25 protein-coding genes are annotated in these 25975 nt (G+C 61.2%); 17 read left to right on the plus strand and 8 right to left on the minus strand.

The features are described 5' to 3' along the window. Positions 1 to 198 precede the first annotated feature (198 nt). The 4 genes from QCBJ_RS25130 to QCBJ_RS25145 all read left to right on the plus strand — a co-directional run bounded on the left by QCBJ_RS25130 (position 199) and on the right by QCBJ_RS25145 (position 4300). The gene (locus QCBJ_RS25130; RefSeq protein WP_102061838.1) at positions 199 to 1293 is read left to right on the plus strand and encodes a polyamine ABC transporter substrate-binding protein; all 1095 of its coding nucleotides are present in this window, start codon (positions 199 to 201) and stop codon (positions 1291 to 1293) included. A 66-nt stretch (positions 1294 to 1359) separates the two neighbouring features. Further along, positions 1360 to 2502 (plus strand): ABC transporter ATP-binding protein, encoded by a 1143-nt coding sequence (locus QCBJ_RS25135; RefSeq protein WP_003195240.1) that lies wholly within the window; start codon positions 1360 to 1362, stop codon positions 2500 to 2502. 35 nt (positions 2503 to 2537) lie between these two features. After that, positions 2538 to 3419 carry an ABC transporter permease subunit gene (locus QCBJ_RS25140; RefSeq protein WP_232504883.1) on the plus strand — a complete coding sequence of 294 codons (882 nt, stop codon included), beginning with the start codon at positions 2538 to 2540 and terminating at the stop codon, positions 3417 to 3419. Then, positions 3416 to 4300 carry an ABC transporter permease subunit gene (locus tag QCBJ_RS25145; protein ID WP_015886412.1) on the plus strand — a complete coding sequence of 295 codons (885 nt, stop codon included), beginning with the start codon at positions 3416 to 3418 and terminating at the stop codon, positions 4298 to 4300. Before QCBJ_RS25140 ends, QCBJ_RS25145 begins: the two co-directional genes overlap by 4 nt. Positions 4301 to 4565: 265 nt before the next feature. On the opposite strand, the gene QCBJ_RS25150 is transcribed toward QCBJ_RS25145, so the two are convergent. Next, positions 4566 to 5207 (minus strand): HD domain-containing protein, encoded by a 642-nt coding sequence (locus tag QCBJ_RS25150; protein ID WP_102061839.1) that lies wholly within the window; start codon positions 5205 to 5207, stop codon positions 4566 to 4568. A gap of 208 nt (positions 5208 to 5415) precedes the next feature. Between QCBJ_RS25150 and QCBJ_RS25155 the strand changes: the two genes are divergently transcribed. Continuing rightward, positions 5416 to 6381 carry a GlxA family transcriptional regulator gene (locus QCBJ_RS25155; protein ID WP_093542575.1) on the plus strand — a complete coding sequence of 322 codons (966 nt, stop codon included), beginning with the start codon at positions 5416 to 5418 and terminating at the stop codon, positions 6379 to 6381. 49 nt (positions 6382 to 6430) lie between these two features. On the opposite strand, the gene QCBJ_RS25160 is transcribed toward QCBJ_RS25155, so the two are convergent. Together QCBJ_RS25160 and QCBJ_RS25165 are read right to left on the minus strand one after the other, a co-directional pair. Beyond that, the gene (locus QCBJ_RS25160; protein WP_102061840.1) at positions 6431 to 8785 is read right to left on the minus strand and encodes a penicillin acylase family protein; all 2355 of its coding nucleotides are present in this window, start codon (positions 8783 to 8785) and stop codon (positions 6431 to 6433) included. 30 nt (positions 8786 to 8815) lie between these two features. Next, positions 8816 to 9391 (minus strand): DUF6436 domain-containing protein, encoded by a 576-nt coding sequence (locus QCBJ_RS25165; protein WP_046034914.1) that lies wholly within the window; start codon positions 9389 to 9391, stop codon positions 8816 to 8818. 99 nt (positions 9392 to 9490) lie between these two features. On the opposite strand from QCBJ_RS25165, the gene QCBJ_RS25170 reads away from it, so the two are divergent. Then, complete coding sequence (locus tag QCBJ_RS25170; protein ID WP_102061841.1) at positions 9491 to 10432, plus strand: alpha/beta hydrolase; 942 nt, start codon at positions 9491 to 9493, stop codon at positions 10430 to 10432. Between the two features lie 46 nt (positions 10433 to 10478). On the opposite strand, the gene QCBJ_RS25175 is transcribed toward QCBJ_RS25170, so the two are convergent. Continuing rightward, the gene (locus tag QCBJ_RS25175) at positions 10479 to 11231 is read right to left on the minus strand and encodes a DUF2059 domain-containing protein (protein ID WP_102061842.1); all 753 of its coding nucleotides are present in this window, start codon (positions 11229 to 11231) and stop codon (positions 10479 to 10481) included. Positions 11232 to 11362: 131 nt separating this feature from the next. Between QCBJ_RS25175 and QCBJ_RS25180 the strand changes: the two genes are divergently transcribed. Then, positions 11363 to 11995 (plus strand): 2OG-Fe(II) oxygenase, encoded by a 633-nt coding sequence (locus QCBJ_RS25180; RefSeq protein WP_043206041.1) that lies wholly within the window; start codon positions 11363 to 11365, stop codon positions 11993 to 11995. Between the two features lie 2 nt (positions 11996 to 11997). After that, positions 11998 to 12492 (plus strand): DUF523 domain-containing protein, encoded by a 495-nt coding sequence (locus tag QCBJ_RS25185; RefSeq protein WP_015886404.1) that lies wholly within the window; start codon positions 11998 to 12000, stop codon positions 12490 to 12492. A gap of 104 nt (positions 12493 to 12596) precedes the next feature. On the opposite strand, the gene QCBJ_RS25190 is transcribed toward QCBJ_RS25185, so the two are convergent. Then, complete coding sequence (locus QCBJ_RS25190) at positions 12597 to 13091, minus strand: transporter substrate-binding domain-containing protein (protein WP_043206040.1); 495 nt, start codon at positions 13089 to 13091, stop codon at positions 12597 to 12599. 135 nt (positions 13092 to 13226) lie between these two features. On the opposite strand from QCBJ_RS25190, the gene QCBJ_RS25195 reads away from it, so the two are divergent. After that, positions 13227 to 13667, plus strand: a complete 441-nt coding sequence (locus tag QCBJ_RS25195) for a DUF4399 domain-containing protein (protein ID WP_015886402.1) — start codon at positions 13227 to 13229, stop codon at positions 13665 to 13667. Positions 13668 to 13730: 63 nt separating this feature from the next. On the opposite strand, the gene serA is transcribed toward QCBJ_RS25195, so the two are convergent. Then, a complete protein-coding gene (serA, locus tag QCBJ_RS25200) occupies positions 13731 to 14960 on the minus strand; it encodes a phosphoglycerate dehydrogenase (RefSeq protein WP_003176761.1) in 1230 nt (409 codons plus the stop codon). Between the two features lie 204 nt (positions 14961 to 15164). Here serA and QCBJ_RS25210 point away from each other — a divergent pair, with 204 nt between their 5' ends. The 4 genes from QCBJ_RS25210 to QCBJ_RS25225 all read left to right on the plus strand — a co-directional run bounded on the left by QCBJ_RS25210 (position 15165) and on the right by QCBJ_RS25225 (position 19387). After that, the gene (locus QCBJ_RS25210; RefSeq protein ID WP_015886401.1) at positions 15165 to 16559 is read left to right on the plus strand and encodes an FAD-binding oxidoreductase; all 1395 of its coding nucleotides are present in this window, start codon (positions 15165 to 15167) and stop codon (positions 16557 to 16559) included. A 21-nt stretch (positions 16560 to 16580) separates the two neighbouring features. Continuing rightward, positions 16581 to 17246 (plus strand): fumarylacetoacetate hydrolase family protein, encoded by a 666-nt coding sequence (locus QCBJ_RS25215; RefSeq protein WP_064054353.1) that lies wholly within the window; start codon positions 16581 to 16583, stop codon positions 17244 to 17246. 179 nt (positions 17247 to 17425) lie between these two features. Continuing rightward, positions 17426 to 18352, plus strand: coding sequence for an SdiA-regulated domain-containing protein (locus tag QCBJ_RS25220; protein WP_102061843.1), 927 nt, complete (start codon positions 17426 to 17428; stop codon positions 18350 to 18352). Positions 18353 to 18472: 120 nt separating this feature from the next. Further along, positions 18473 to 19387, plus strand: coding sequence for an SdiA-regulated domain-containing protein (locus QCBJ_RS25225; protein ID WP_015886398.1), 915 nt, complete (start codon positions 18473 to 18475; stop codon positions 19385 to 19387). 27 nt (positions 19388 to 19414) lie between these two features. Here QCBJ_RS25225 and rpiA read toward each other — a convergent pair whose 3' ends face one another. Continuing rightward, positions 19415 to 20086: a ribose-5-phosphate isomerase RpiA gene (gene rpiA, locus QCBJ_RS25230; protein ID WP_015886397.1), complete on the minus strand. Its 672-nt coding sequence runs from the start codon at positions 20084 to 20086 to the stop codon at positions 19415 to 19417. A gap of 136 nt (positions 20087 to 20222) precedes the next feature. On the opposite strand from rpiA, the gene ilvA reads away from it, so the two are divergent. Together ilvA and QCBJ_RS25240 are read left to right on the plus strand one after the other, a co-directional pair. Then, positions 20223 to 21737 carry a threonine ammonia-lyase, biosynthetic gene (ilvA, locus tag QCBJ_RS25235; RefSeq protein WP_102061844.1) on the plus strand — a complete coding sequence of 505 codons (1515 nt, stop codon included), beginning with the start codon at positions 20223 to 20225 and terminating at the stop codon, positions 21735 to 21737. Positions 21738 to 21777: 40 nt separating this feature from the next. Further along, positions 21778 to 22191 (plus strand): DUF2269 family protein, encoded by a 414-nt coding sequence (locus QCBJ_RS25240; RefSeq protein ID WP_015886395.1) that lies wholly within the window; start codon positions 21778 to 21780, stop codon positions 22189 to 22191. A gap of 102 nt (positions 22192 to 22293) precedes the next feature. Here QCBJ_RS25240 and QCBJ_RS25245 read toward each other — a convergent pair whose 3' ends face one another. Continuing rightward, a complete protein-coding gene (locus tag QCBJ_RS25245; protein ID WP_015886394.1) occupies positions 22294 to 22950 on the minus strand; it encodes an HAD family phosphatase in 657 nt (218 codons plus the stop codon). Positions 22951 to 23093: 143 nt separating this feature from the next. Between QCBJ_RS25245 and QCBJ_RS25250 the strand changes: the two genes are divergently transcribed. Together QCBJ_RS25250 and ptsP are read left to right on the plus strand one after the other, a co-directional pair. Further along, positions 23094 to 23573, plus strand: coding sequence for an RNA pyrophosphohydrolase (locus QCBJ_RS25250; protein ID WP_003176750.1), 480 nt, complete (start codon positions 23094 to 23096; stop codon positions 23571 to 23573). Between the two features lie 22 nt (positions 23574 to 23595). After that, positions 23596 to 25875, plus strand: coding sequence for a phosphoenolpyruvate--protein phosphotransferase (gene ptsP / locus QCBJ_RS25255; RefSeq protein WP_015886393.1), 2280 nt, complete (start codon positions 23596 to 23598; stop codon positions 25873 to 25875). Positions 25876 to 25975: the final 100 nt, after the last annotated feature.

Consider the following 25975-nt stretch of genomic DNA (forward strand, 5'->3'; position numbering starts at 1 on the left):
CCCCGCGCTGGGCTGCGAAGCAGCCCCACCAATCTGCGGTGAACCCGGCGGTGGACAAGCCGCCTCACCACAGCAAGCTCCCTCCCACACATTAAATGCCAGAAAGTTTTGCCGGATCGGTTTATCGAGGGTAAGTTGCGCGCCGGTTTTGTTGCCGGGCAACAACTTTAAGGCCCAACTATTTAAGAGGACCTCCACGTGCCAATTTCTTTATTTCGCAAAGCCTTGCTGGTGGGTGCAGGTATCACGCTGGCTGTCAGCGTGCAGGCCGCACCGACTGTGCATATTTATAACTGGTCGGACTACATCGGCACCGACACCCTGGCCAACTTCGAAAAAGCCAGCGGCATCAAGCCCGTGTATGACGTGTTTGACTCCAACGAAACCCTGGAAGGCAAGCTGCTGGCCGGGCGTACCGGCTACGACGTGGTGGTGCCGTCCAACCACTTCCTCGGCAAGCAGATCAAGGCCGGGGCGTTCCAGAAGCTCGACAAGTCGCTGCTGACACATTACGCCAACCTCGATCCGGCGTTGCTCAAGCGCCTGGAAAAGAACGACCCGGGCAACCAGTACGCCGTGCCGTACCTGTGGGGCACCAATGGCATCGGCTACAACGTCGACAAGGTGAAAGAAGTGCTGGGCGTCGACCATATCGACTCCTGGGCCGTGCTGTTCGAGCCGGAAAACATGAAGAAGCTGGCGACGTGCGGCGTGTCGTTCATGGACTCTGCGGATGAAATGCTGCCGGCGGTGCTCAACTACATGGGCCTTGATCCCAACAGCACCAACCCTGAAGACTATAAGAAGTCTGAAGCCAAGCTGCTGAAAGTGCGTCCTTACGTGACCTACTTCCATTCATCCAAATACATCTCCGACCTGGCCAACGGCAACATCTGCGTGGCGGCCGGTTTCTCCGGCGATGTGTTCCAGGCCAAGGCGCGCGCGGCCGAGGCGGGCAAAGGCGTGAACATCGCCTACGCCATTCCGAAAGAAGGCGGCAACTTGTGGTTCGACGTGCTGGCCATCCCCAAGGATGCCACCAACGTCAAAGAGGCCCACGCCTTCATCAACTATTTGCTGCAACCTGAGGTGATCGCCCAGGTCAGTGATTACGTCGGTTACGCCAACCCTAACCCTGGGTCGGACAAACTGATGGAGCAATCGATACGCACCGACGAAGCGGTTTACCCACCGCAGGCGGTACTCGACCGGACATTCGTGAACTTCGAGCTACCCCCGAAAGTGCAACGTTTGATGACCCGTAGCTGGACCAAGGTCAAGACGGGCAAGTAAGGCTCAAACTATCCTGGGTTCGCCCGCCTCGGGCGAACTGCACTGTTTTTTTTGGGAGTTTCGTAAATGGCAGTTGCCTCCGGCGCCTATAAGAAAGCCCTCGAGGGCGACCAGACACCGAAGAAGGTGTTGGTCAAAATCGACCGGGTCACGAAGAAGTTCGACGAGACGATTGCCGTGGACGATGTGTCCCTGGAAATCAAGAAAGGTGAGATCTTCGCCTTGCTCGGCGGTTCGGGTTCGGGCAAGTCCACCTTGCTGCGCATGCTCGCAGGTTTCGAGCGCCCGACTGAGGGGCGCATCTACCTCGACGGTGTGGACATCACTGACATGCCGCCCTATGAGCGGCCGATCAACATGATGTTCCAGTCCTATGCGCTGTTCCCGCACATGACCGTGGCGCAGAACATCGCGTTCGGCCTGCAGCAGGACAAGATTCCCAAGGCCGAGGTCGACGCCCGTGTGGCTGAGATGCTCAAGCTGGTGCAGATGAGCCAGTACGCCAAGCGCAAGCCGCACCAGTTGTCCGGCGGCCAGCGTCAGCGTGTGGCGTTGGCGCGCTCCCTGGCCAAGCGCCCGAAACTGCTGCTGCTCGATGAGCCGATGGGCGCCCTCGACAAGAAACTGCGCTCGCAGATGCAGCTGGAGTTGGTGGAAATCATCGAGCGCGTGGGTGTGACCTGCGTGATGGTGACCCACGACCAGGAAGAGGCCATGACCATGGCCGAGCGCATCGCGATCATGCACCTGGGCTGGATCGCCCAGATCGGCAGCCCGATCGACATCTACGAAACGCCTACCAGTCGCCTGGTGTGCGAGTTCATCGGCAACGTCAACATCTTCGACACCCAAGTGGTGGACGACGCCGAAGGCCACGCGGTGCTCAAGTGCCCGGACCTGGACCGCGATATCTACGTGGGCTACGGCATCGCCACCTCGGTGGAAGACAAATCGGTGACCTACGCCATCCGCCCGGAAAAGCTGCTGGTTACCACCGAAATGCCGACCTGCGAGCACAACTGGTCGAGCGGCAAGGTGCACGACATCGCCTACCTGGGTGGCCACTCGGTGTTCTACGTGGAGCTGCCGAGTGGCAAGCTGGTGCAGTCCTTCGTGGCCAACGCCGAGCGCCGTGGCCAGCGGCCGACCTGGGGTGACCAGGTCTACGTGTGGTGGGAAGACGACAGCGGCGTGGTACTTCGCTCATGAACACCAAGAAGCTCAAGCGCCGCTTGAACCGCATAATCCCCACCGGGAAGCAGGTCGTCATCGGGATTCCGTTCCTGTGGCTGTTCCTGTTCTTCGCGTTGCCGTTTTTCATCGTCCTCAAAATCAGCTTCGCCGAAGCCGACGTGGCGATCCCGCCCTACACCGAGATCTACACCTACGTTGAGCAGAAGCTGCAGGTGGTGCTGAACCTGGCGAACTACAGCCTGCTGGCGGGCGACGAGTTGTACATCGCCGCGTACCTGGGCTCGCTGAAAATGGCGTTCTTCAGCACGCTGCTGTGCCTGCTGATCGGCTACCCGATGGCCTACGCCATTGCCACTGCGCGCAAAGAGATGCAGACCGTGCTGGTGCTGCTGATCATGATGCCGACTTGGACCGCGATCCTGATCCGCGTGTATGCGTGGATGGGCATCCTCAGCAACAACGGCTTGCTCAATGGCTTCCTGATGTCCATGGGGTTGATCAACGAGCCGCTGCAGATCCTCAACACCAACATCGCGGTGTATATCGGCGTGGTCTATTCGTACCTGCCGTTCATGATCCTGCCGCTGTACGCCAACCTGGTGAAGCATGACCAGAGCCTGCTGGAAGCCGCATCCGACCTGGGTTCGAGCACCTTCAACAGCTTCTGGAAAATCACCGTGCCGCTGTCCAAGAACGGCATCATCGCCGGCTGCATGCTGGTGTTTATCCCGGTGGTGGGCGAGTTCGTGATTCCGGAACTGCTGGGCGGCCCGGAAACCCTGATGATCGGTAAAGTGTTGTGGCAAGAATTCTTCAACAACCGTGACTGGCCGGTGGCGTCTGCCCTGGCGGTGGTGATGCTGGCGATCCTGATCGTGCCGATCATCCTGTTCAACCGCAGCCAAGCCAAAGAGATGGAGGGCAAGATATGAAGCGCGTCAGTTTCTCAAGCTTCATGCTGGTGGCGGGGTTGTTGTTCATCTACCTGCCGATGCTGATCCTGGTGATCTACTCGTTCAACGAATCCAAGCTGGTCACAGTGTGGGGCGGTTGGTCGATCAAGTGGTACGTGGGCCTGCTGGACAACACCCAGTTGATGGGCTCGGTGGCCCGCTCCCTGGAAATCGCCTGCTACACGGCAGTGGCGGCAGTGGCGCTGGGTACATTGGCGGCGTTCGTGCTGACGCGCATCAGCCAGTTCAAGGGCCGCACGCTGTTCGGCGGCCTGGTGACCGCGCCATTGGTGATGCCGGAAGTGATCACTGGCCTGTCGCTGTTGCTGCTGTTCGTGGCCATGGCGCAGATGATTGGCTGGCCCCAGGAACGTGGCATCGTCACCATCTGGATCGCCCACACCACGTTCTGCGCGGCGTATGTAGCCGTGGTGGTGTCGGCGCGCCTGCGTGAGCTGGACCTGTCGATCGAAGAAGCGGCGATGGACCTGGGCGCGCGGCCGTGGAAGGTGTTCTTCCTGATCACCATCCCGATGATCGCGCCGTCGTTGGCGGCGGGCGGCATGATGTCGTTCGCGCTGTCCCTGGATGACCTGGTGCTGGCGAGCTTCGTGTCGGGGCCGGGGTCGACGACCTTGCCGATGGAAGTGTTCTCGGCGGTGCGTCTTGGGGTTAAACCCGAGATCAACGCCGTGGCCAGCCTGATCCTGTTGGCGGTGTCGCTGGTGACCTTCCTGGTGTGGTTCTTCAGCCGCCGTGCGGAAGAGATGCGCAAGAAGGCGATCCAGCAAGCCATCGAAGAAGCAGCGGCAGATGGCTGGCAGCAGCCGGACAAGCGTCGGGCGCCTGCACCGGTTTAAAACCCGGAACGGGGACCCAATGTGGGAGGGGCCTGCTGAGGTGAGCGGGCTCGCTGTGGTGAGTAGGCCTGCTGTGGTGAGCAAGCTCGCTGTGGTGGGCGGGCTTGTTGTGGTGAGCGGGCTTGCCCCGCGCTGGGCTGCGGAGCGGCCCCTTTTGCAGACACCACATTCCTTCAGAAAGAACGCGGTGCCTGGTTTTGGGGCCGCTCCGCAGCCCAGCGCGGGGCAAGCCCGCTCACTACATGGATCGGGTTTGGCTTGTTGGTTAAGCCGTCCAGGGGGATTTGCGGATGACTTCGACAAAATTCATCGGCCGGAACCCCGGCTCCTGATCCACCAGCACATCCGTCTTCACGTTGCCAAACGTGGTCTGCGGGCGATGGCGCAAACCGTCGGCGAACGCGCAGATGATGCACTCCTTGAACCCTTCACCGCGTGGATGCGCATGCACCACGGCGTCGCGCTGCACGTTGCTGAACGCGGCGTAGTCCATGCCCAGCACGTCCATCTCGACACCCGCAGTCACCAGTGCAACGGTTGGACGCAAATGTTGCGGTACCCCCGGCGTGGTGTGCAGGGCGATGGACAACCACACCTGTTCGATATCGTCATCGCTCAGCCCGTAAGGCTTGAGGAAGTCCGCGGCGGCGTTGGCGCCGTCCACTTCGAAGCGTTCGTCGTTACTGCGATGGCCTTCCACCAGGCCGAGGTCATGGAACATCGCGCCGACGTAGAGCAGCTCCGGGTTGTAGACGAGTTGCTTGCGTTCGCCACTCAACGCGCCGAACAGGAATACCCGGCGGGAATGGTGGTAAAGCAGATCGGATTCGACGTCGCGGATGTATTCGGTGGTGGCCTTGGCCAGGGCGCTGTCAGGGATCTGGATGCCGGCGATGGTGGTGGTCATGGGCGTTCTCCTCTGGAAAGCATCCAGTCTGGTCGCGTGCCCGTGGAGGGGCTAGCGCGGCGAGGAAGCGATGTCGGCCAATGTGCAGCCACATCGTGCCAAGGCAAAATCAGCTAGGGTGTAGCAGGCGATTGGTCCCTCGAACCGTGCAAAAATCAAAATGTGGGAGGGCAATTGCGTTTATTCAGTTAGAGAAGGTGTGTTGTTCATGGGCAAAACCGTTGCCATCCTGATTTTTCCCGGCGTCCAGTCACTGGACGTGACCGGCCCCATGGATGTGTTTTGCGAGGCCAACCGGTTTCTAGCGCCTGAGGACCATTACCAGCTTGAAGTGATTGGCCTTGGCCGTGGCACCATGGCCGCCTCCAACGGCCTGTCATTGCAGGCCCACCGGCACTACAGCGAAGCCCTGCACGCTTATGACCTGCTGCTGGTCGCTGGCGGCCCGCAGTTACCCTTCGAAGACTTCGGCACGCAGTTCGATGATTGGTTGCGGGGCGCCACGGCGCGTGCGCAACGCTTCGGTTCGATCTGCAACGGCGCGTTCATGCTGGCCCGAGCTGGGCTGCTGGATGGGAAAACCGTCACCACCCATTGGAACGACGCGGCTGATCTGGCGCGCCTGTGCCCCACCGCCCAGGTTGAGGCCGACCGCCTCTACGTGCAGGACGGCAACCTCTACACCTCGGCCGGGGTCACGGCGGGCATCGATCTGTCGCTGTATCTGCTGGCCCAGGATCATGGCCCGGAAGTCGCGTTGAGTGTGGCCAAGCGCCTGGTGGTGTTTACCCAGCGCTCGGGTGGGCAGTCGCAGTTCAGCCCGTTTCTCACGCCCCACGCCGAAACCACGTCAGCGGTGGCGCAGGTGCAGTTGCACGTGCTGGCGAACCTGACGGGGGACCTGACCATTGCCGACTTGGCCAAGGCAGCCAATATGAGCGCGCGCAACTTCTCGCGGGTGTTTGCCCGTGAAGCACGCATCACCCCGGCGGAGTTTGTCGAGCGGGCGCGGGTGGACGCGGCGCGGGTGATGCTGGAAAGCAGCCCGGCGCCGCTCAAGACTGTGGCCTATCAATGCGGCTTTCGCGATGCCCAGCACATGCGCAGTGTGTTCAACCGCCGGCTGGGCGTGACGCCGCAACAGTTCCGGCTTAACTTTGCGGCGCCGATCTAATGTGGGAGCGAGCAAGCCCGCTCCCACCGTTTGACCGCGTTGCAAGCGGTTATCTGGCGGGCAGCAGTTTCAGTGTTCCGCGCGTATTGGCCGTCACTTCTTCATCGGTGAAATGCGCCTGTTCGTAACCGCCTTCGATGTAGGTTTCCGCCTGGTCGCCGTAATGCCGGTCAAACGGCACACCGCTTTGCCCGACCGGGTTGATGGTCAGGGCGTGCGCCACGTCGGCGAAGTCGATCAGGCGGCGCGTAGAAGGCCCGTAGGTGACGGGCCACGGCGCCGGGCCGATATTGGCGGACTGGTTGTTCGGCACTTCGTGGGTGCCCGGCGCCGGGAACGGGCCGACATTGACGATCAGGTCCAACGGCTTCTGCGAGCCCAGCGGGTGGCCGTGGGTCAGGGTGTGCGCCTTGCCCCACTGCCACTGGGTCGGATCATCCCCTAAGGTGGCCTTGAGGTGCGCCAGGCTGTTGTCCCAGGCGAGCTTGACGGTCTCCGCGCGCTTGCCATCCCACCACGGCGAATCCGGCGCGGCGGCCAGGCGTGGCAGGGCAGCGTCGATCACGCGGGTGCTGAGCAGGGTCTTGAACATGGCGTCGCCGAGCTTCGGGTGGAAGGCGGCGTCGGCCAGGTTGAACAGGAACTGGTTGAACAGCGTGGCGCTGGTGGAGTCCAGCGGGTAGTCACCCTTCCAGCGTGCAAGCTGCTCCACCAGTTTCAACTGCGCCGGGTCCTTGACCGCCTCGCGCAGCAACGGCAACAGCGGCGCCAGCAGGCGCGGGCCGAAGGCGGTGGTGGTGCCCAGCTGCAGGGCCTGGCTGTTGTTCACGTCCCACTTCACGCTCTTGTCGCTCAACTGCGCGTTCAACTGCTGGCCACGGTCGGCCAGGTTGTAATAGCCGGGGATCTCCATGCCGGTGGGCGAAACCGGCTGGGCGTTGGCCGACACCACATAACCACGTGCCGGATTCTCTTCCTGGGGGTTGGCACTGAAGGGGTAGAAGCCCAGTTTGTCGGCTTGGGGGCTGCTGCCGTCGAGGATAAACCCGGCGTTGACCCCGGCCGGACGAATCGGCAACTGCGCCGCCGCCCACCAGCCGATATCGCCCTTGGCATTCGCCCACACAATGTTCAGCCCCGGCGCGGACACCTTGGCTGCCGCCGCACGCGCCTTGACCAGGGTGTCGGCGCGGTTGAGCTGGTAGAACCCTTCGAGGATCGGGTTCTGGGTGTCGAGGAACGCCCACCACATGGCAATCGGTGTGTTGCCGGCGTTTTCGCCCAGCACGTCATTGATGATCGGGCCGTGGGGCGATTGGCGCAGGGTCAAGGTCACCGGCGCCTGGCCCTTCACCGCAATCTGTTGCTCGGTGCTTGTCATGTCGACCCACTGGCCGTGGTACCAGACCTGGTTGGGGTTGTCCGGGTTGGTCTTTTCGGCGATGAGGTCGAGGTCATCGTTCTGGAACATGGTCAGGCTCCAGCCGAAGTCCAGGTTGTGCCCCAGGAACGCCACCGGCACGAGGGCGTTGTGATAGCCATACAACTCGAACCCTGGCGCTGACAGCTGCGCTTCATACCACACCGACGGCACCGAGAAACGGATATGCGGGTCGCCGGCCAGCAACGGTTTGCCGCTCTGGGTGCGGTTGCCGCTGATGGCCCAGGCGTTGCTGCCTTCGAACTGCGGCAGGCCGTTGTCGGCCAGGGCCTGCTCACTCAGGGCAGCGATGGCGCCGAGGGTCTGCCAATCGCCGGCAGCCAGGTTGAGGGCGCCCTTGGGTTGCCAGTCGAGGTCGAAGACTTTCAGGTAGTCGCTGCCCAATTGGTCACGTACGTAAGTCAGCAAAGGCTCGGTACGAAAGGCAGCGGCAAAGCTGTAGGCCATATACCCGGCGACGCTGATGGTGTCCTCGGCGGTAAACGGCCGCTTGGGGATGCCCAGCACGTCGAACTCCATCGGGCGGGCGTGGCTGTCCTGATATTGGTTAATCCCGTCCAGATAGGCTTGCAGCGCCTTCCAGTGCGCCGACTCATGGTCCAGCTGCGCCACATAGGTGGCCGCGCGATCGCGAATGCGCAGGCTGCGGAACAACTTGTCGGTCTCCAGCACCTTGGGCCCGAGCACCTCGGCCAGCTCGCCACGGGCCAGGCGCCGCATGATCTCCATCTGGAACAGGCGGTCCTGGGCATGCACATAGCCCAAGGCGCGATACAGGTCGGTTTCATTCTCGGCCCGAATGTGCGGCACGCCACGGTCGTCGTAGCGCACCGTGACCGAGCCTTGCAGGTTGGCCAGTGTCACCGTGCCCTGGCGGGTGGGTTGTTTGCTGTAGACGTACGCGCCTGCGCCGAGGGCGATCATCACTACAAGAACCGCGAGAACCCGCAAGACGCGCTTCATGAACATTCCTTACCAAGAGTGGGTGGCGAGTTACGAGCCTGTTGGCCACGAACAATAGCAGCCCACCGCCAGAGTGTGCGTGGCATTCACCTCGCGTCCCGCTTCAAGGGCCTTCAAGATCGGCTCAATAAAACTGTTGCTGGAATTGCACGTGAGGCCTTCGCTGTAGGGGCCGAAATACGCGAGCTTGCCGCTGCGGTCCCAGATGCCCACGGCCGGGCTGGCCGGTACTTGGTCGGCACCGGGCAGGGCGGTGAGGGTTTTCATGCGGCGCAGGTTGTCGGGCAGTTGGCCGTGGCTGCCGGGCTTTTGCAGGGCGTAGAACTCGACGCCTTGAGGCGCGTAGTGCTCGATCAGCTCGCCCAGGTGCTGCTGGTTGCCGACGTTGCAGGGGCAGGCGGGGTCCCAGAAGTGCACCAGGCGGATCGGGCCGGGGCCGGCGAGGTCGGCAGGCAGTTTCAGCGGGTCACCGGAAAACACCGCCGTGTGTTCGCTGAAGGCGCGCAGGTAGCGGCCCTGGAACCAGTCATACGCGGCCCACAGCACGCCGGCGCAGATAACCAGGATCAGGCTGGCGAACAGGGCGGTACGGTAGGGCTGTCGCATTCAGATGTATCCTCGAAGGTCGCGTAGCTTGCCATGCTTGTCCTGACAGATGAATATCGCAGCTCGATATTCATCTTCGCCGTCAGTCTGGAACCCTTTATGCCCGTCACCTTTGACCCCGATCATCTGCGCGAAAGCTTGCGGCCCCTGGTGGATGCGCAGCCGCTTTCAGCCGAGGCACGGGTCTATCAACGTTTCTACGGGCTGGACCTGGCGGCGCGCAACGTTCCGGTGGTCAGCCGTCTGGGACGCTTCGAGGTGGACGGGTTCGAGGTGGTCGCGCAAGTGTGGTGGCCGCCCGTGCCGGTGGCGACGATGTTCATGTTCCACGGCTTCTACGACCATATGGGCTTGTATCGCCATGTGGTGGACTGGGCGTTGGACCAGGGCTTCGTGGTGATCGCCTGCGATTTGCCGGGGCACGGCCTGTCCAGCGGCGCGCGCGCCAGCATCGATGATTTTGCGGTGTATCAACAGGTGGTGCAGGCGCTGTTTGGCCAAGCCGAAGCACTGCAACTGCCGCAACCTTGGCACCTGTTCGGGCAAAGCACCGGCGGCGCGGTGGTGGTGGATCACGTGCTCAACCATGGCGTTGAGAGCCCGGCCCAAGGCAAGACGTTCCTGCTCTCGCCACTGGTGCGGCCGCGTGCCTGGGGCTGGTCGCAGGTCAGCTATTACCTGCTGCGGCCCTTCGTCAAAGGCATCGCGCGGCGGTTCAGCGAGAACACCCACGATCCCGCGTTCAAGCCCTTCCTTGAGGCCGACCCGCTGCAGCCGCGTCAACTGCCTACCGCCTGGGTGGGCGCCTTGGTGCTCTGGATCAAACGTATCGAAGCCGCACCGCGCAGCCCTAGGCGGCCGGTGATTGTGCAGGGGGAGGAAGATATGACGGTGGACTGGCAGCACAACTTGCAGGTGCTAAGGAGCAAGTTCGACCAGCCCGAGGTGTTGATGCTGCCGCGTGGCAGGCACCATTTGGCGAATGAGATACCGGAGATTCGCGAAGCGTATTTCACGTACCTCACCGATCACCTGAAGTAACTCAATCTAAAAAATGTGGGAGAGGGCAAGCCCCCTCCCACATTTGTTACTGCGTCAGGCTAGAGGTGCTTTGGCCGACCGCAAGGCCCGCGCGAATGGCTGCCAGCGCCGCCTGGTAATACGCCTTACCCTCCGGCGACTCCGCAAACGTAGCGAATTCTTCCAGCTCCGGGTCAGACAAATCCCGATAGACGTACAACAGCGTGTTGTTCAGATCTTTGTCGATCTGCTGCATCAGCCGCTCGCGTTGGCCATTCAACATGCCCTGGGCCTGACCACCGCCCAACAAACCGGGGATCATCTGGCTCAGGCTGTCGGCCGCCACACCGGCAATCGCCAGGCTGACTTCCGCGCCGGCTTCACGGGCGGGCAGGGCCTGGGCCAGGTGGCCGATGATCAGGCTGCGGGTCGCGTCGGCTTGGATTTTCGGCAAGCCCTGGGCGTTTTTTGCCAACTGGTCGCGGCGCGTGGCGAGCAACTCAGCGGCGACAATCTTGCGGCCCAGGGGCGATTGGAAAAAGGCCAGGGCGGGCTTCGGGTCCGCCAGGTTCTTGCGCAATTGCGCCTCGGCGCGCTGGTCCATGGACTGCGCGGCAAAGCGTTTATTACTGTTGTCCACCAGCGCCTGGTACACCGCTGGCGGCAGGCTATTGCGGTAGCGTTGCTGGGCGGCACTTAGGGCGTCATTGAAATGTGCACGTTGTTCGGCCCAGCCGGCGACCTCGTACAACTGGTCATGGCCGTCTGCCCAGGCGGGCAAAACGCAGAACATCAGCAATGAAAAAAACAAACGACGCATATGGACTCCTGTCAATCGGCCACTATTGTCCGTGTCGGGCGTAGGATTTGTCGAGAAGTCCTATCAGTCACCTGACTAAAGTGTATTCAGACGCTCGGCGGCTCTGTCGGATTCACAGGCGTATGGATACTATGCGCGCCATGCAAATACCCCTCGATCACCCTTTGCTGCAACGTATTGTCGACGACCTGGCCGAAAAGGGCTGGTCCCGGCAGGACGGCTTCCTACCCCAGGCTCTGACCCTGGAACTGGCGGCTGAGTGCCATAAACGTGCAGCCGAGGGTGAGTTGGCTCCGGCAGCGGTGGGACGCGGTCCGACCCAGGAGATTCGCGAAGGTATTCGCGGCGACCACATCCAGTGGCTGGAAGAGGGCGATGCGGCGGTCTGCGACACCTATATGGCGTTGATGGACAGCCTGCGCCTGGCCATGAACCGCAGTTTGTTCCTCGGCCTTGAGGATTTCGAAAGCCACTTTGCGCTGTACCCGCCGGGGGCGTTTTACCTCAAGCACCTGGACCGCTTCCGCGACGATGACCGGCGTATGGTCTCGGCGGTGATCTACTTGAACGACGCTTGGCTGCCCGAGCATGGCGGCCAGTTGCGCATGTACCTCAAGGACGGCGTCGAATACGATGTGGTGCCTACCGGCGGTTGCCTGGTGGTGTTCCTGTCGGGCGAAGTGCCCCACGAAGTCATGCCCGCTACGCGCGAACGCCTGTCCCTCACCGGCTGGTTTCGCCGGCGGGGCAACGAGCCGTTTTAAGCATGCAAAAGATTCTGATCAGCCGCTGTCTGCTTGGCCACAAGGTGCGCTACGACGGCGGGGCCAGCGGGCCATTCGACCTGTTGGCGGTGTGGCAGGCCGAGGGGCGCGTGGTTGCGATCTGCCCGGAAGTGTCGGGCGGGTTGCCGACGCCGCGCCCGGCCGCGGAGATTCCGGGCGGGCAGGGCGTGGATGTGTGGGAGGGCCGTGCCCAGGTGCTGACCGCCGAGGGCGAAGATTTCAGCGCCGCGTTCCTCGATGGCGCCCGCCAGGCATTGGCGCTGGTGCAGCGCCACAACATCCGCATCGCTGTGCTCAAGGCCAATAGCCCGTCGTGCGGTAACCTGCAGACCTACGACGGCACCTTCAGGGGCGTGAAGGTGGCAGGCGAAGGCGTCACCACGGCGCTGCTCAGGCAGCATGGGGTACAGGTGTTCAGCGAGCTGGAACTCCCCGAGGCCGCCGCCGCCCTGACCCAACTCTCAAGCCCTGCCTAGATCAAAAATTGTGGGAGAGGGGCTGCTCCCGATAGCGGTGAATCAGTCAACCATGCAGTCGCTGACACTCCGCAATCGGGAGCAAGCCCCCTCCCACCGTTGATCTACTGTGCCTTGGCTACCGGTGTGTCGCCTTCAAGCCACTTGTGCGCCAATGCCTTTAATCGGCCATCCGCCTTCAAGCGTTGCAACGCCTTGTCCAGGCTCGCCTTGAACGCCGGATTACCCTTCTGGAACGGGATCGTCAGCTCAGGCTTCTCGTTGTAAGGCTCACTGAAATCGAACCGATCCTGCAGCTCGGCAGTCATAGCGATATGGTTGATGGCCACGTCGTACTTGCCGGTTTCCACCCCCGGCAGCAGGTCGGTGTCATCGGTGGTGATAAACGAGGGGCGCACGTCCATCTCCTGGGCCAGTTGCTCACCCAGCTCCACTTCGAAGCCGGTCAGTTTGTCGCCTTGCTTGAAGTTGAACGGCGGGGTGTTGGCTTCAACGGCGATGCGCAGTTCGCCACGGTCGAACACATCATCGACCAGTTCGGCATGCGCCAAAGGGCTCAGAAGGGGAAGCAGCAGTAACAGGCCAGGCGAAAAGCGCATGGTCACTCCTAAAGAATTCGAATGTGCGAGGACGCCGTTCAGCCTCGCTTTGCTATGGTGTTGAGTGCCTTGGACCGCAATTTGTCGCGAAGTTGTCATAACCCTACAGATTTCATAGAAAAACTGGAGAAGCGAATGAAAGCCCTTTTGTCCCGTGCAACGATTGCCAGCCTGCTGCTGGGTGCTTCGATGTTGGCTACCGCCGCCGACGGCATCCCGCGCAGTGCTCCACCTGAAGGCGCCAAAGTATTCATCGTGTCGCCAAAAGACGGCGCCACCGTCGACAAGACCTTCACCGTCAAATTCGGCATGGAAGGCCTGAAGCTGGCCCCGGCTACCAGCCAGGATCCAGGCACCGGTCACCACCATCTGCTGGTCGACCAGAAAGAACTGCCTGACGCCGGCGTGCCGATCCCCGCCACCGACACCGTGATCCACTACGGTAAGGCCCAGACCGAAACCGAGCTGACCCTCACCCCAGGCAAACACACGCTGCAACTGGTTGCCGGCGACAAACTGCACATGCAGTTCAACCCGACTGTAGCCTCAAAAGTGATCACGGTTAACGTCAAGTAAGATTTGTTCAGATGAAAAAAAGGGAGCCCCGAGGGGCTCCCTTTTTCGTGCTGCGTTGAAACCTTAGAACAACACGCGGCTACGAATCGTGCCGTTGATGTGCTGCAGCTTCTCTTGCGCCAGGTCCGAGTATTCGGCGTCGACGTCGATCACCACGTAGCCGACCTTCTCGTTGGTCTGCAGGAACTGACCGGAGATGTTGATGCCGTTTTCCGCGAAGACCTTGTTGATCTCCATCATCACGCCAGGGATGTTCTGGTGGATGTGCAGCAGACGGTGCTTGCCAGGGTGAGCCGGCAGCGCCACTTCCGGGAAGTTGACCGAGGAAACGGACGTACCGTTGTCGCTGTACTTGACCAGCTTTTCCGACACTTCCAGGCCGATGTTGGCTTGGGCTTCAGCGGTGGAACCACCGATGTGCGGGGTCAGGATCACGTTGTCCAGGCCACGCAGCGGGCTTTCGAAGATGTCGTCGTTGGAGCGTGGCTCTACCGGGAACACGTCGATGGCGGCGCCGATCAGGTGCTTGTCCTTGATCGCGTCGGCCAGGGCGTCCAGCTCGACCACAGTGCCGCGTGCCGCGTTGATCAGGATGCCGCCTTTCTTGATGGCGCGGATTTCCTTCTCGCCGATCATCCACTGGGTCTCAGCGGTTTCCGGAACGTGCAGGGTCACGATGTCGGACATCCCCAGCAGCTCGGTCAGGCTCGACACTTGCGTGGCGTTGCCCAGCGGCAGCTTGGTCAGGGTGTCGTAGAAGAACACCTGCATGCCCAGGCCTTCCGCCAGGACCGACAGTTGCGTACCGATCGAACCGTAACCGACGATACCCAGCTTCTTGCCGCGGATTTCGAAGGAGTTGGCCGCGCTTTTGATCCAGCCGCCACGGTGGCAGGAAGCGTTCTTCTCAGGAATGCCGCGCAGCAGCAGGATAGCCTCGGCCAGCACCAGTTCCGCAACGGAGCGGGTGTTGGAGTACGGTGCGTTGAACACCGCGATGCCGCGCTCGCGCGCTGCGTTGAGGTCGACCTGGTTGGTGCCGATGCAGAAACAGCCGACCGCCACGAGTTTCTTGGCGTGATCGAAGATCTCTTCGGTCAGCTGAGTGCGGGAGCGAATGCCGATAAAGTGCGCGTCGGCGATCTTTTCCTTGAGCTGGGCTTCCGGCAGAGAACTGGTGATGTACTCAATGCTGGTGTACCCGGCGGCTTTCAGAACGTCGACAGCCGATGGGTGGACGCCTTCCAGAAGAAGGAACTTGATCTTGCTCTTATCGAGAGAAGTCTTGCTCATCTGCGTAAACCTGTATCCCGGAGAAAAATGGCAGGGAATCGAGCAGCGCAAGCTGACCCGGACGGCAGGAAAGCCGTCACCGCAGAAACGCCCTTGGGCTCTGTCCTGCGGGGGCGGTATGCTAGCATACGCGCCCCGCTAACACTCATTCCTGCGACGTGAAGCGTTCTCAGGATGACCATGAATTGTTCGAGAGTTCTGTCGATGACCCATCCTGCCCTGATTGATGAGCTAAAGACCCTGGTTGAGCCCGGCAAAGTGCTGACCGATGCCGACTCCCTGGAGGCTTACGGCAAGGATTGGACCAAGCATTTCGCACCCGCGCCGACCGCCATCGTCTTCCCCAAGACGACCGAGCAGGTGCAAGCCATTGTTCGTTGGGCCAATGCACACAAGGTGGCGCTGGTGCCGTCGGGTGGTCGTACCGGCCTGTCGGCGGCGGCAGTGGCGGCCAATGGTGAAGTGGTCGTCTCGTTCGACTATATGAACCAGATCCTCGACGTGAACCTCACCGACCGCACCGCCGTGTGCCAGCCGGGCGTGGTTACCAAGCAATTGCAGAACGTCGCTGAAGAAAAAGGCCTGTACTACCCGGTGGACTTCGCGTCGTCGGGCTCCAGCCAGATTGGCGGCAATATCGGCACCAATGCCGGCGGGATCAAGGTCATTCGCTACGGCATGACTCGCAACTGGGTGGCCGGCATGAAGGTCGTCACCGGCAAGGGCGACGTACTGGAGCTGAACCGCGACCTGATCAAGAACGCCACCGGCTATGACATGCGCCAGCTGTTCATCGGTGCCGAAGGCACCCTGGGCTTTGTGGTCGAAGCCACCATGCGCCTGGACCGTGCGCCGAAAAACCTTACTGCGATGGTGCTCGGCACCACCGATTTCGACTCGATCATGCCGGTGCTGCACGCGTTCCAGAGCAAACTGGACCTGACCGCCTTTGAATTCTTCTCTGACAAGGCCCTGGCCAAGGTCATGGGCCGTGGCGACGTGCCAGCGCCGTTCGACACCGAGTGCCCGTTCTACGCGCTGCTGGAGTTCGAAGCCACCACCGAAGAAGTCGCCAACCACGCGCTGGAAACCTTCGAGCACTGTGTGGAGCAGGGCTGGGTGCTGGACGGCGTGATGAGCCAGAGCGAAACCCAGCTGCACAACCTGTGGAAACTGCGCGAGTACATCTCCGAGACCATTTCCCACTGGACCCCCTACAAGAACGACATCTCGGTGACTGTCTCCAAAGTCCCAGGGTTTTTGAAAGAAATCGACGCGATCGTCGGCGAACACTACCCGGATTTCGAAATCGTCTGGTTCGGCCACATCGGCGACGGCAACCTGCACCTGAACATCCTCAAGCCGGAAAACCTGAGCAAGGATGAGTTCTTCGCCAAGTGCGCCACCGTGAACAAGTGGGTATTTGAAACCGTCCAGAAGTACAACGGTTCCATCTCGGCCGAGCACGGTGTGGGTATGACCAAGCGTGATTACCTGACCTATAGCCGCTCGCCGGTTGAAATCGAATACATGAAGGCCGTCAAAGCGGTGTTCGACCCTAACGGGATCATGAACCCAGGCAAGATCTTCGCTGTTTAACCGCCCTTAAGGAGTCGTTCCATGAGCTACCAGCACAAGTATGTCGACGGCACCAACATCCACTTTCCAGTTGGTAAAGTGGTGTGTATCGGGCGTAACTACGCCGAGCACGCCAAGGAACTGGACAACCCGGTGCCGACCGAACCGTTGCTGTTCATTAAGCCGGGCAGCTGTGTGGTGCCGCTGGAAGGTGGTTTCAGCATCCCTACCGAGCGCGGTTCGGTGCACTACGAAGCGGAAATCGCGGTATTGATCGGCAAGCCATTGTCGAACAAGCCCAGCCGTGAAGAAGTACTGGACGCCATCTCCGGCTTCGCCCCGGCCCTGGACCTGACCCTGCGCGACAAGCAGGCCGAGCTGAAAGCCAAGGGCCTGCCGTGGGAAATCGCCAAGTCGTTCGACGGTGCGGCGGTGATTGCGCCGTTCGTAGTGGGCAGCACTTTCCAGGACGTGACCGATATCGGTATCCGCCTGAGCATCAATGGCGAAGTGCGCCAGGACGGTAACAGCGCGCAGATGCTCAACCCGATCATCCCGATGATCCAGCACATGGCCGGCTGCTTCTCGCTGCAGGCGGGCGATGTGATCCTTACCGGCACCCCGGCCGGCGTGGGCCCGCTGAATGTGGGTGATGAGCTGGTGCTGGAACTGTCGGGTGTGAACCGCTTCGAAAGCAGCGTGCGCTGACGAAACGCGGTTAAAACTGTGGGAGGGGGCAAGCCCCTCCCACCTTTATTCGTGTGCAACCGCAAAATCCAAGTTTTTGCATTTTTTTCACACCCCATCCGGATAATCCTCTGCCTCAAGCGCGCGGGTCCGTTGTTCCTGTGCTATCACCTAACGCTGACTTTCCGGAAAAGTGCCCAATGGCCGTGCCCCTGCCTACCGTCACCCCTAAGCTGCGTTCCCGTTTTGCCCTGCGCTGGTATTCCTGGGTGTTTCTCGCCGGGGCGATTGTGTACGGCATTGCCTGGGCCATGCACTGGGATGATCGCGGTGTGCTGTGGGTGCTGGAACGTTTCGAAACCACCGCTGAGCGCCAGGAAAGCGTGTGGTTGCCGGACTACCACTCAGTCATCGACGCCAAGTTGCTACCGGGTATGGAGAAGGACGAGGCCTCGGACCTGGCCTATAACCCCCAGACCAAGACGCTGTTCTCGGTCATGGGCAAAAACCCGTTTCTCGTCGAGCTGACCTTGCAAGGTGATGTGCTGCGCAAGATGCCGCTCAACGGATGGAACAACCCCGAAGGGCTGACAATGATGGAAAACGGCCTGATGGCCGTGGTCGACGAGCGCCAGCATAGCCTGACCATCGTCAAGGTCGACGCTGCCACCACGGCGCTGAACAAGGCCGACTTCCCAAGTTATGACCTGGGCCCGTCCAAGGACCAGAACAAGGCCTTTGAAGCGATCACCTGGGATAAGCGCAACCAGCAATTGGTCCTGGGCGAAGAGCGCCCGCCTGCCCTGTTTACCTGGAAAAGCGATGGCAGCCAGACCCTGGCGGGTAACAAGGTGAAGCTGACCAACACCGAACTGGACATGCGCAACCTCTCGGCACTGGCGGTCGACCCGCGCACCGGGCATCTACTGGTGTTGTCGGCCGACTCCCATCTGCTGCTGGAGCTGGACGAGAGGGGTGAGCAAGTCAGCTTCATGACCTTGCTGGGCGGTTTCAATGGCCTGAAAGACACCATTCCGCGTGCCGAGGGCGTGACCATGGACGACGACGGCACGCTCTACATGGTCAGTGAACCCAACCTGTTCTATCGCTTCGAAAAGCAGAAATAACAACTGATTACGTCAGATATGTCGCTGTGTGCGGCATTTGCCAGACATCAGGGCGCGTTTAAGTTTAAATTCAGACAGGCGTGATATTCATTCGCCACTTTTGACTTTGAGCCCGCCCCGATGCGTCGACTAGCCCGCCCCAAACCCCTGTTCTCTATTCTTGTGTTGATCGCGCTGATCTGCGCCGGGGCCGTTGCGCAGCACTTTCGCCTGTTCGAGCGTGCCTGGTTCAACTGGCAGGCGTGGCGTCAGCCGACGAATGAGCGCTCCATCGGCTTGGCGGATTACCGTGTGGCGCTGGAGGCCCAAGTGATCGAAGGGCTCGATGACGATGTGTCGGCCCTGACCTACGACCCGGTGCGCAAAAGCCTGTTTACCGTTACCAATAAAAACGCCGAGCTGATCGAGTTGTCCCTTGAGGGCAAGATCCTGCGGCGTATTCCCTTGGTGGGCTTCGGCGATGCCGAGGCGGTGGAATTTATCAGCGACAACATTTATGTCATCAGCGATGAGCGCCAGCAGCGGCTGATCAAGGTGCATGTGGACGACGACACCCAATTCCTCGATGCCGCCGATGCGGAACAGATGACGCTGGGCCTGCACGTGGGGGGCAACAAGGGCTTTGAAGGCCTGGCCTATGACTCGGTGGGCAAGCGCCTGTTCGTGGCCAAGGAGCGCGACCCGATGCTGATCTACGAGGTCCACGGCTTCCCGCATTTCAAACCGGAAAAAACCTACTCGGTGCACGTGATCAACAACCCCAAGCGCGATGCCGGGCTGTTTGTACGTGACCTGTCGAGCCTGCAATACGATGAGCGCAGCGGCCATTTGCTGGCGCTGTCGGATGAGTCGTTCCTAGTGCTGGAACTGGATATCGACGGTCGCCCGCTAAGCAGTCTGTCACTGCTGAACGGGCGCCATGGCCTGACGAAGCGGGTGCCGCAGGCCGAAGGGATCGCTATGGATGACGAGGGCACGTTGTACCTCGTCAGCGAGCCGAACCTGTTCTACGTCTTCAAGAAACCCAGTCCCTGAAAACACTGCATGACTAATGGGGTGTTCTCAGGCCTTGAGGGTTTTCACGCCTTCAGAGGTCCCGAGTAACAGCACATCCGCCGGGCGCGCCGCGAACAAGCCGTTGGTGACCACGCCGACGATCGCGTTGATCTGCGTCTCCAGCTCTACCGGGTTGGTGATCTGCAGGTTGAACACGTCAATGATGATATTGCCGTTGTCGGTCAACACGCCTTCGCGGTACACCGGGTCGCCGCCCAGTTTCACCAGCTCGCGGGCCACGTGGCTGCGGGCCATCGGGATCACTTCCACCGGCAGCGGGAACGCGCCGAGGACCGGCACCAGCTTGCTGGCGTCGGCGATGCAGATAAAGGTCTTGGCCACGGCCGCGACGATCTTCTCGCGGGTCAGGGCTGCGCCGCCGCCTTTGATCAGGTTCAGGTGTTCGTCGCTTTCATCGGCGCCGTCGACGTAGAACTCCAGGTCGCTCACGGTGTTGAGCTCATACACCGGAATGCCGTGGCCCTTGAGGCGAGCGGCGGTGGCTTCGGAGCTGGCCACGGCGCCGTCGAACGCGCCCTTGTGCTGGGCCAGCGCATCGATAAAGCAGTTGGCGGTGGAGCCGGTGCCGACACCGACGATGCTTTTGTCGTCGAGTTTAGGAAGGATTAAATCGACGGCGGCCTGGGCCACTGCCTGTTTGAGTTGATCCTGGGTCATGCGGGCTCCGGAACGGGCGGGGAGTAAAGAGGGGCGCGAGTATAACCCAACAAAACCTCTGGATTCGTGTGGTCGCCCGCCCAAACGCTGGGTTAGACTCCTTGGCCCTGCCCAACTCGCCCAGTGATTTCCGCCGATGCTTGAACAGTACGTCAAAAAGATCCTCACCTCGCGCGTTTACGACGTTGCCGTAGAAACCCCGTTGCAGACCGCTCGCCAGCTCTCCGAGCGGCTGGGCAACAAGGTCTGGCTCAAGCGCGAAGACTTGCAGCCGGTGTTCTCGTTCAAGATTCGCGGCGCCTATAACAAGCTGACGCAGCTGACCGCTGAAGAGCGTGCGCGTGGCGTGGTCACCGCATCGGCGGGCAACCATGCGCAGGGCCTGGCCCTGGCGGCGAAGGTGCTGGGGGTGAAAGCCACCATCGTGATGCCAAAGACCACCCCCGAGATCAAGGTCGAAGGCGTGCGCTCCCGTGGCGGCAAAGTGGTGCTGCATGGCGATTCCTTTCCGGAAGCCCTGGCCTACTCGCTGAAACTGGTCGACGAAAAAGGCTACGTCTACATCCACCCCTACGACGATCCGCACACCATTGCCGGGCAGGGCACCGTGGCGATGGAAATCCTGCGCCAGCACCCAGGGCCGCTGGACGCGATTTTCGTACCGGTGGGCGGCGGCGGGCTGATTGCCGGTATCGCGGCCTACGTGAAGTACCTGCGGCCGGAGATCAAGGTCATCGGCGTCGAGCCGGACGACTCCAACTGCCTGCAAGCCGCCCTGGCGGCGGGCGAGCGCGTGGTATTGCCGACCGTGGGCCTGTTTGCCGATGGCGTGGCGGTGGCGCAGATCGGCCAGCACACCTTCGACATCTGCAAGCACTATGTGGATGAAGTGATCACCGTGAGCACCGATGAAATCTGTGCGGCGATCAAGGACATCTACGACGACACCCGTTCCATCACCGAGCCGGCGGGGGCATTGGGTGTGGCCGGGATCAAGAAATACGTGGAAACCCGTGGTGTGACCGGCCAGACCCTGGTGGCCATCGACTCCGGCGCCAACGTTAACTTCGACCGCCTGCGCCATGTGGCCGAGCGCGCCGAGTTGGGTGAAGGCCGCGAAGCCATCATCGCCGTGACCATTCCCGAGAAGCCCGGCAGCTTCAAGGCGTTCTGCGAAGCCGTGGGCAAGCGCCAGATTACCGAATTCAACTACCGCTACCACTCCGGCAGCGAGGCGCACATTTTCGTCGGCGTGCAGACTCATCCGGAAACCGACCCGCGCAGTGCACTGATCGCCAGCCTCACGAGCCAGGGTTTCCCGGTGCTGGACCTGACCGAGAACGAACTGGCCAAGTTGCACATCCGTCATATGGTCGGCGGGCACGCGGCCAAAGTCAGTGACGAAGTGGTGTTGCGTTTCGAATTCCCGGAGCGTCCGGGCGCCTTGTTCAACTTTCTTAACAAATTGGGCGGGCGCTGGAACATCTCGATGTTCCACTATCGCAACCACGGCGCAGCCGATGGCCGTGTGGTCGCCGGCCTGCAAGTGCCGGCGGACGAGCGTCACCTGGTACCGGCAGCCCTGGAAGCCATTGGCTACCCATACTGGGATGAAAGCGATAACCCGGCCTACACACTGTTCCTCGGTTGAGCGACTACGCTGACGGGGCGACCTTTAAGGAAAACGACACATGGAAACCCTGACTACCTTGAAAGTTATCCACGTTGCAGCCACCGTGTTGCTGCTGCTCAGCGGCCTGGGGCTGGCGTTGCTGGCCTGGCGCAAACGCAGCGCCGGCCCGGCGGTGACCGTGCAGCGCCCGTGGGCATTCGTCTGGTTGTTGATGGGGATTTGCGTGGTGAGCATGCCGTTTACCGGCTGGTGGCTGGCGCATCTGATCGGCTGGCCGCTGGGGCAGACGTGGATCCTGGGGTCCAGCCTCCTCTATACCGTGGCGGCGCTGGCATGGTTCTGGCTGGTGGCACGGCTTAATCGCTTGCGCAAAGGCGAGGGCGGTAGCTTGAACTTCACGTTGGTGCTGGCGGTGGTCAGTCTGGTGGGGTTTGTGGCGATTGCGGGGCTCATGGGTGCAAAGCCGGTTTGAGGCTTTAGACCGAGTCGCCTGCATCGGGGGCAAGCCCCCTCCCACATTTTGACCGTGTGAACCCGATCAAGTGTGGGAGGGGGCTTGCCCCCGATAGGGCCATCAGCTGCGCAGCGTAATCACCGGCCAACCACGCTTCTCGGCTTCGGCCCGCAGATTTGGATCCGGATCCACCGCCACCGGGTGCGTCACCTGCTCCAGCAACGGCAAATCATTCATCGAATCGCTGTAAAAGTAGCTGTCTTCCAGGCTGTACCCGGTTTCTTCCAGCCAGCGGTTCAAGCGCGTCACCTTGCCCTCACGAAAGCACGGTACGTCGGTGCTGCGTCCGGTGTAGCGACCATTTTCCATCTCGCACTCGGTGGCGATCAGGGTTTCGACGCCCAGGCGTGCGGCAATTGGCGCGGTGACGAAACGGTTGGTGGCGGTGATGATCACCAGGGTGTCACCGGCGGCGCGGTGTTTGGCCAGCAGTTCCAGGGCCAGGGGCAGCACGATCGGCTCGATGCAGTCGCGCATATAGTCGTTGTGCCACTCGTCCAGCTGGGCCATTTCGGTGCGGCCAAGGATTTCCAGGCAGAAGTTCAGGTAGGCGGCGTTGTCCAGCGTGCCGGCCAGGTAGTCCTGGTAGAACTCGTCGTTGCGGGCCTTGTAGGCCACCGGGTCGAGAATCCCGCGTTCACATAGGTAATCGCCCCAGGCGTGGTCGCTGTCACCGCCGAGAAGGGTGTTGTCCAAGTCGAATAAAGCCAGGCGCATTGCAGTTACTCGCTGAAAAGTCTGTAAAAAGGCGTCCAGAATACGGTCTTTTCACAAGAGTGCACATAAGGTAAGAAGCCTCGTTGCCGCTTCATCAACCTTTGTGGAACAATGCGGCGACATGCGTTTGCGAGGTTGTTGCCGTGATCGACCCCGATGGTTTCCGTCCTAATGTCGGGATTATTCTTACGAATGATGCCGGACAGGTGCTATGGGCTCGCCGAATCAACCAAGATGCCTGGCAGTTTCCTCAAGGCGGAATCAACCCCGACGAAACCCCTGAAGACGCCTTGTACCGTGAGTTGAATGAAGAAGTCGGCCTTGAGCGTGAAGATGTACAAATTCTGGCCTGTACCCGTGGCTGGTTGCGCTATCGTTTGCCGCAACGCCTGGTGCGTACCCACAGCCAACCGCTGTGCATCGGCCAGAAGCAGAAATGGTTTCTCCTGCGCCTGATCTCCAACGAGCAGCGGGTGCGGATGGATTTGACCGGTAAACCGGAGTTCGATGGCTGGCGCTGGGTCAGCTATTGGTACCCGTTGGGCCAGGTGGTGACATTCAAGCGCGAAGTTTATCGTCGCGCTCTCAAAGAGCTTGCCCCGCGCCTTTTAGCGCGCGACTGACGACGGAGTTCGACCCCGAGCCATGCTCAATACGCTGCGCAAGATCGTCCAGGAAGTTAACTCCGCCAAGGATCTCAAGGCGGCGTTGGGGATTATTGTGTTGCGCGTCAAGGAAGCCATGGGCAGCCAGGTCTGCTCGGTTTACCTGCTGGACCCCGAGACCAACCGTTTTGTGCTGATGGCCACCGAGGGCTTGAACAAGCGCTCTATCGGTAAGGTCAGCATGGCGCCCAATGAGGGTCTGGTGGGCCTGGTGGGGACGCGTGAAGAACCCCTGAACCTTGAACACGCGGCCGATCACCCGCGTTACCGCTACTTTGCCGAAACCGGTGAAGAGCGTTACGCCTCGTTCCTCGGCGCACCGATCATTCACCACCGCCGCGTCGTCGGCGTGTTGGTCATCCAGCAAAAAGAGCGCCGCCAGTTCGACGAAGGTGAAGAAGCCTTCCTCGTGACCATGAGTGCGCAGCTCGCTGGCGTGATTGCCCACGCCGAAGCCACCGGCTCGATTCGCGGCCTGGGGCGCCAGGGCAAGGGCATCCAGGAAGCCAAGTTCGTCGGCGTACCGGGTTCGCCGGGTGCGGCGGTCGGTACTGCGGTGGTCATGCTGCCGCCGGCCGACCTCGATGTGGTGCCGGACAAGACCGTCCATGACATCGACGCTGAAATCAAACTGTTCAAGACCGCCCTGGAAGGCGTACGCGCCGACATGCGCAACCTGTCGACCAAGCTGGCCACCCAGTTGCGCCCCGAAGAGCGTGCGCTGTTCGACGTGTACCAGATGATGCTCGACGACGCGTCGCTGGGTAATGAAGTCAAGACCGTGATCAAGACCGGCCAGTGGGCCCAGGGCGCGTTGCGCCAGGTGGTCACCGATCACGTCAACCGTTTCGAACTGATGGACGACGCCTACCTGCGCGAACGCGCCTCGGATGTGCGTGACCTCGGTCGCCGTCTGCTGGCGTACCTGCAGGAAGACCGCACCACCAACCTGGTCTACCCCGACAACACCATCCTGATCAGTGAAGAACTGACCGCCACCATGCTTGGCGAAGTGCCGGAAGGCAAGCTGGTCGGCCTGGTGTCGGTATTGGGTTCGGGTAACTCCCACGTCGCGATCCTGGCCCGTGCCATGGGTATCCCGACGGTGATGGGCCTGGTGGACCTGCCGTATTCCAAAGTCGACGGCATCGACATGATTGTCGATGGCCACCGCGGCGAAGTGTTTACCAACCCCAGCGAAGTGATGCGCAAGCAGTACGCCGAAGTGGTTGAAGAAGAGAAGCAACTGGCGCTGGGCCTCGATTCATTGCGCGAGCTGCCGTGCGTGACCACCGATGGCCACCGTGTGCCACTGCTGGTAAATACCGGCCTGCTGGCCGACGTGGCCCGTGCGCAACAGCGCGGCGCAGAAGGGGTGGGGCTGTACCGCACCGAAGTGCCGTTCATGATCAACCAGCGTTTTCCGAGTGAGAAGGAGCAGCTGGCGATTTATCGCGAGCAACTGCAAGCCTTCCACCCGTTGCCGGTGACCATGCGCAGCCTGGACATCGGCGGCGACAAGTCACTGTCGTACTTCCCGATTAAAGAGGACAACCCGTTCCTCGGCTGGCGCGGTATCCGCGTCACCCTCGACCACCCTGAAATTTTCCTCGTACAGACCCGCGCTATGCTCAAGGCCAGCGAAGGCCTGAACAACCTGCGCATTTTGCTGCCGATGATCTCCGGTACCCATGAACTGGAAGAGGCGCTGCACCTGATCCACCGTGCCTGGGGCGAAGTACGCGACGAAGGCGCCGACGTGCCGATGCCGCCGATTGGCGTGATGATCGAAATCCCGGCGGCGGTGTACCAGGCCAAGGAGCTGGCGCGGCAGGTGGACTTCCTGTCGGTGGGTTCCAACGATCTGACCCAATACCTGCTGGCCGTGGACCGTAACAACCCACGGGTGGCCGACCTCTACGACTACCTGCACCCGGCGGTGCTGCAAGCCCTGCAACACGTGGTGCGCGACGCCCATGCCGAAGGCAAGCCGGTGAGCATCTGCGGTGAAATGGCCGGCGACCCGGCGGCGGCGGTGCTGTTGATGGCGATGGGCTTTGACAGCCTGTCGATGAACGCCACCAACTTGCCGAAGGTGAAGTGGATGCTACGCCAAGTTGAACTGAGCATGGCCAAGGATCTGCTGGCGGAACTGATGACCATCGACAACCCGCAAGTTATCCACAGCTCGCTGCAGTTGGCGCTGAAGAATTTGGGGCTGACGCGGATGATCAACCCCGCCTCCGCAAAAACCCTCTAATTTCAGGCGGTCGGCTTTTGTAGTGAGCGGGCTTGCCCCGCGCTGGGTGGCGAAGCCGCCCTAATACAAGCGCCGCATGCTTTCAGATAGAACCGGTTAG

Source organism: Pseudomonas sp. QC2 (genome assembly GCF_002859085.1).
Classification (GTDB): Bacteria; Pseudomonadota; Gammaproteobacteria; order Pseudomonadales; family Pseudomonadaceae; genus Aquipseudomonas; species Aquipseudomonas petroselini.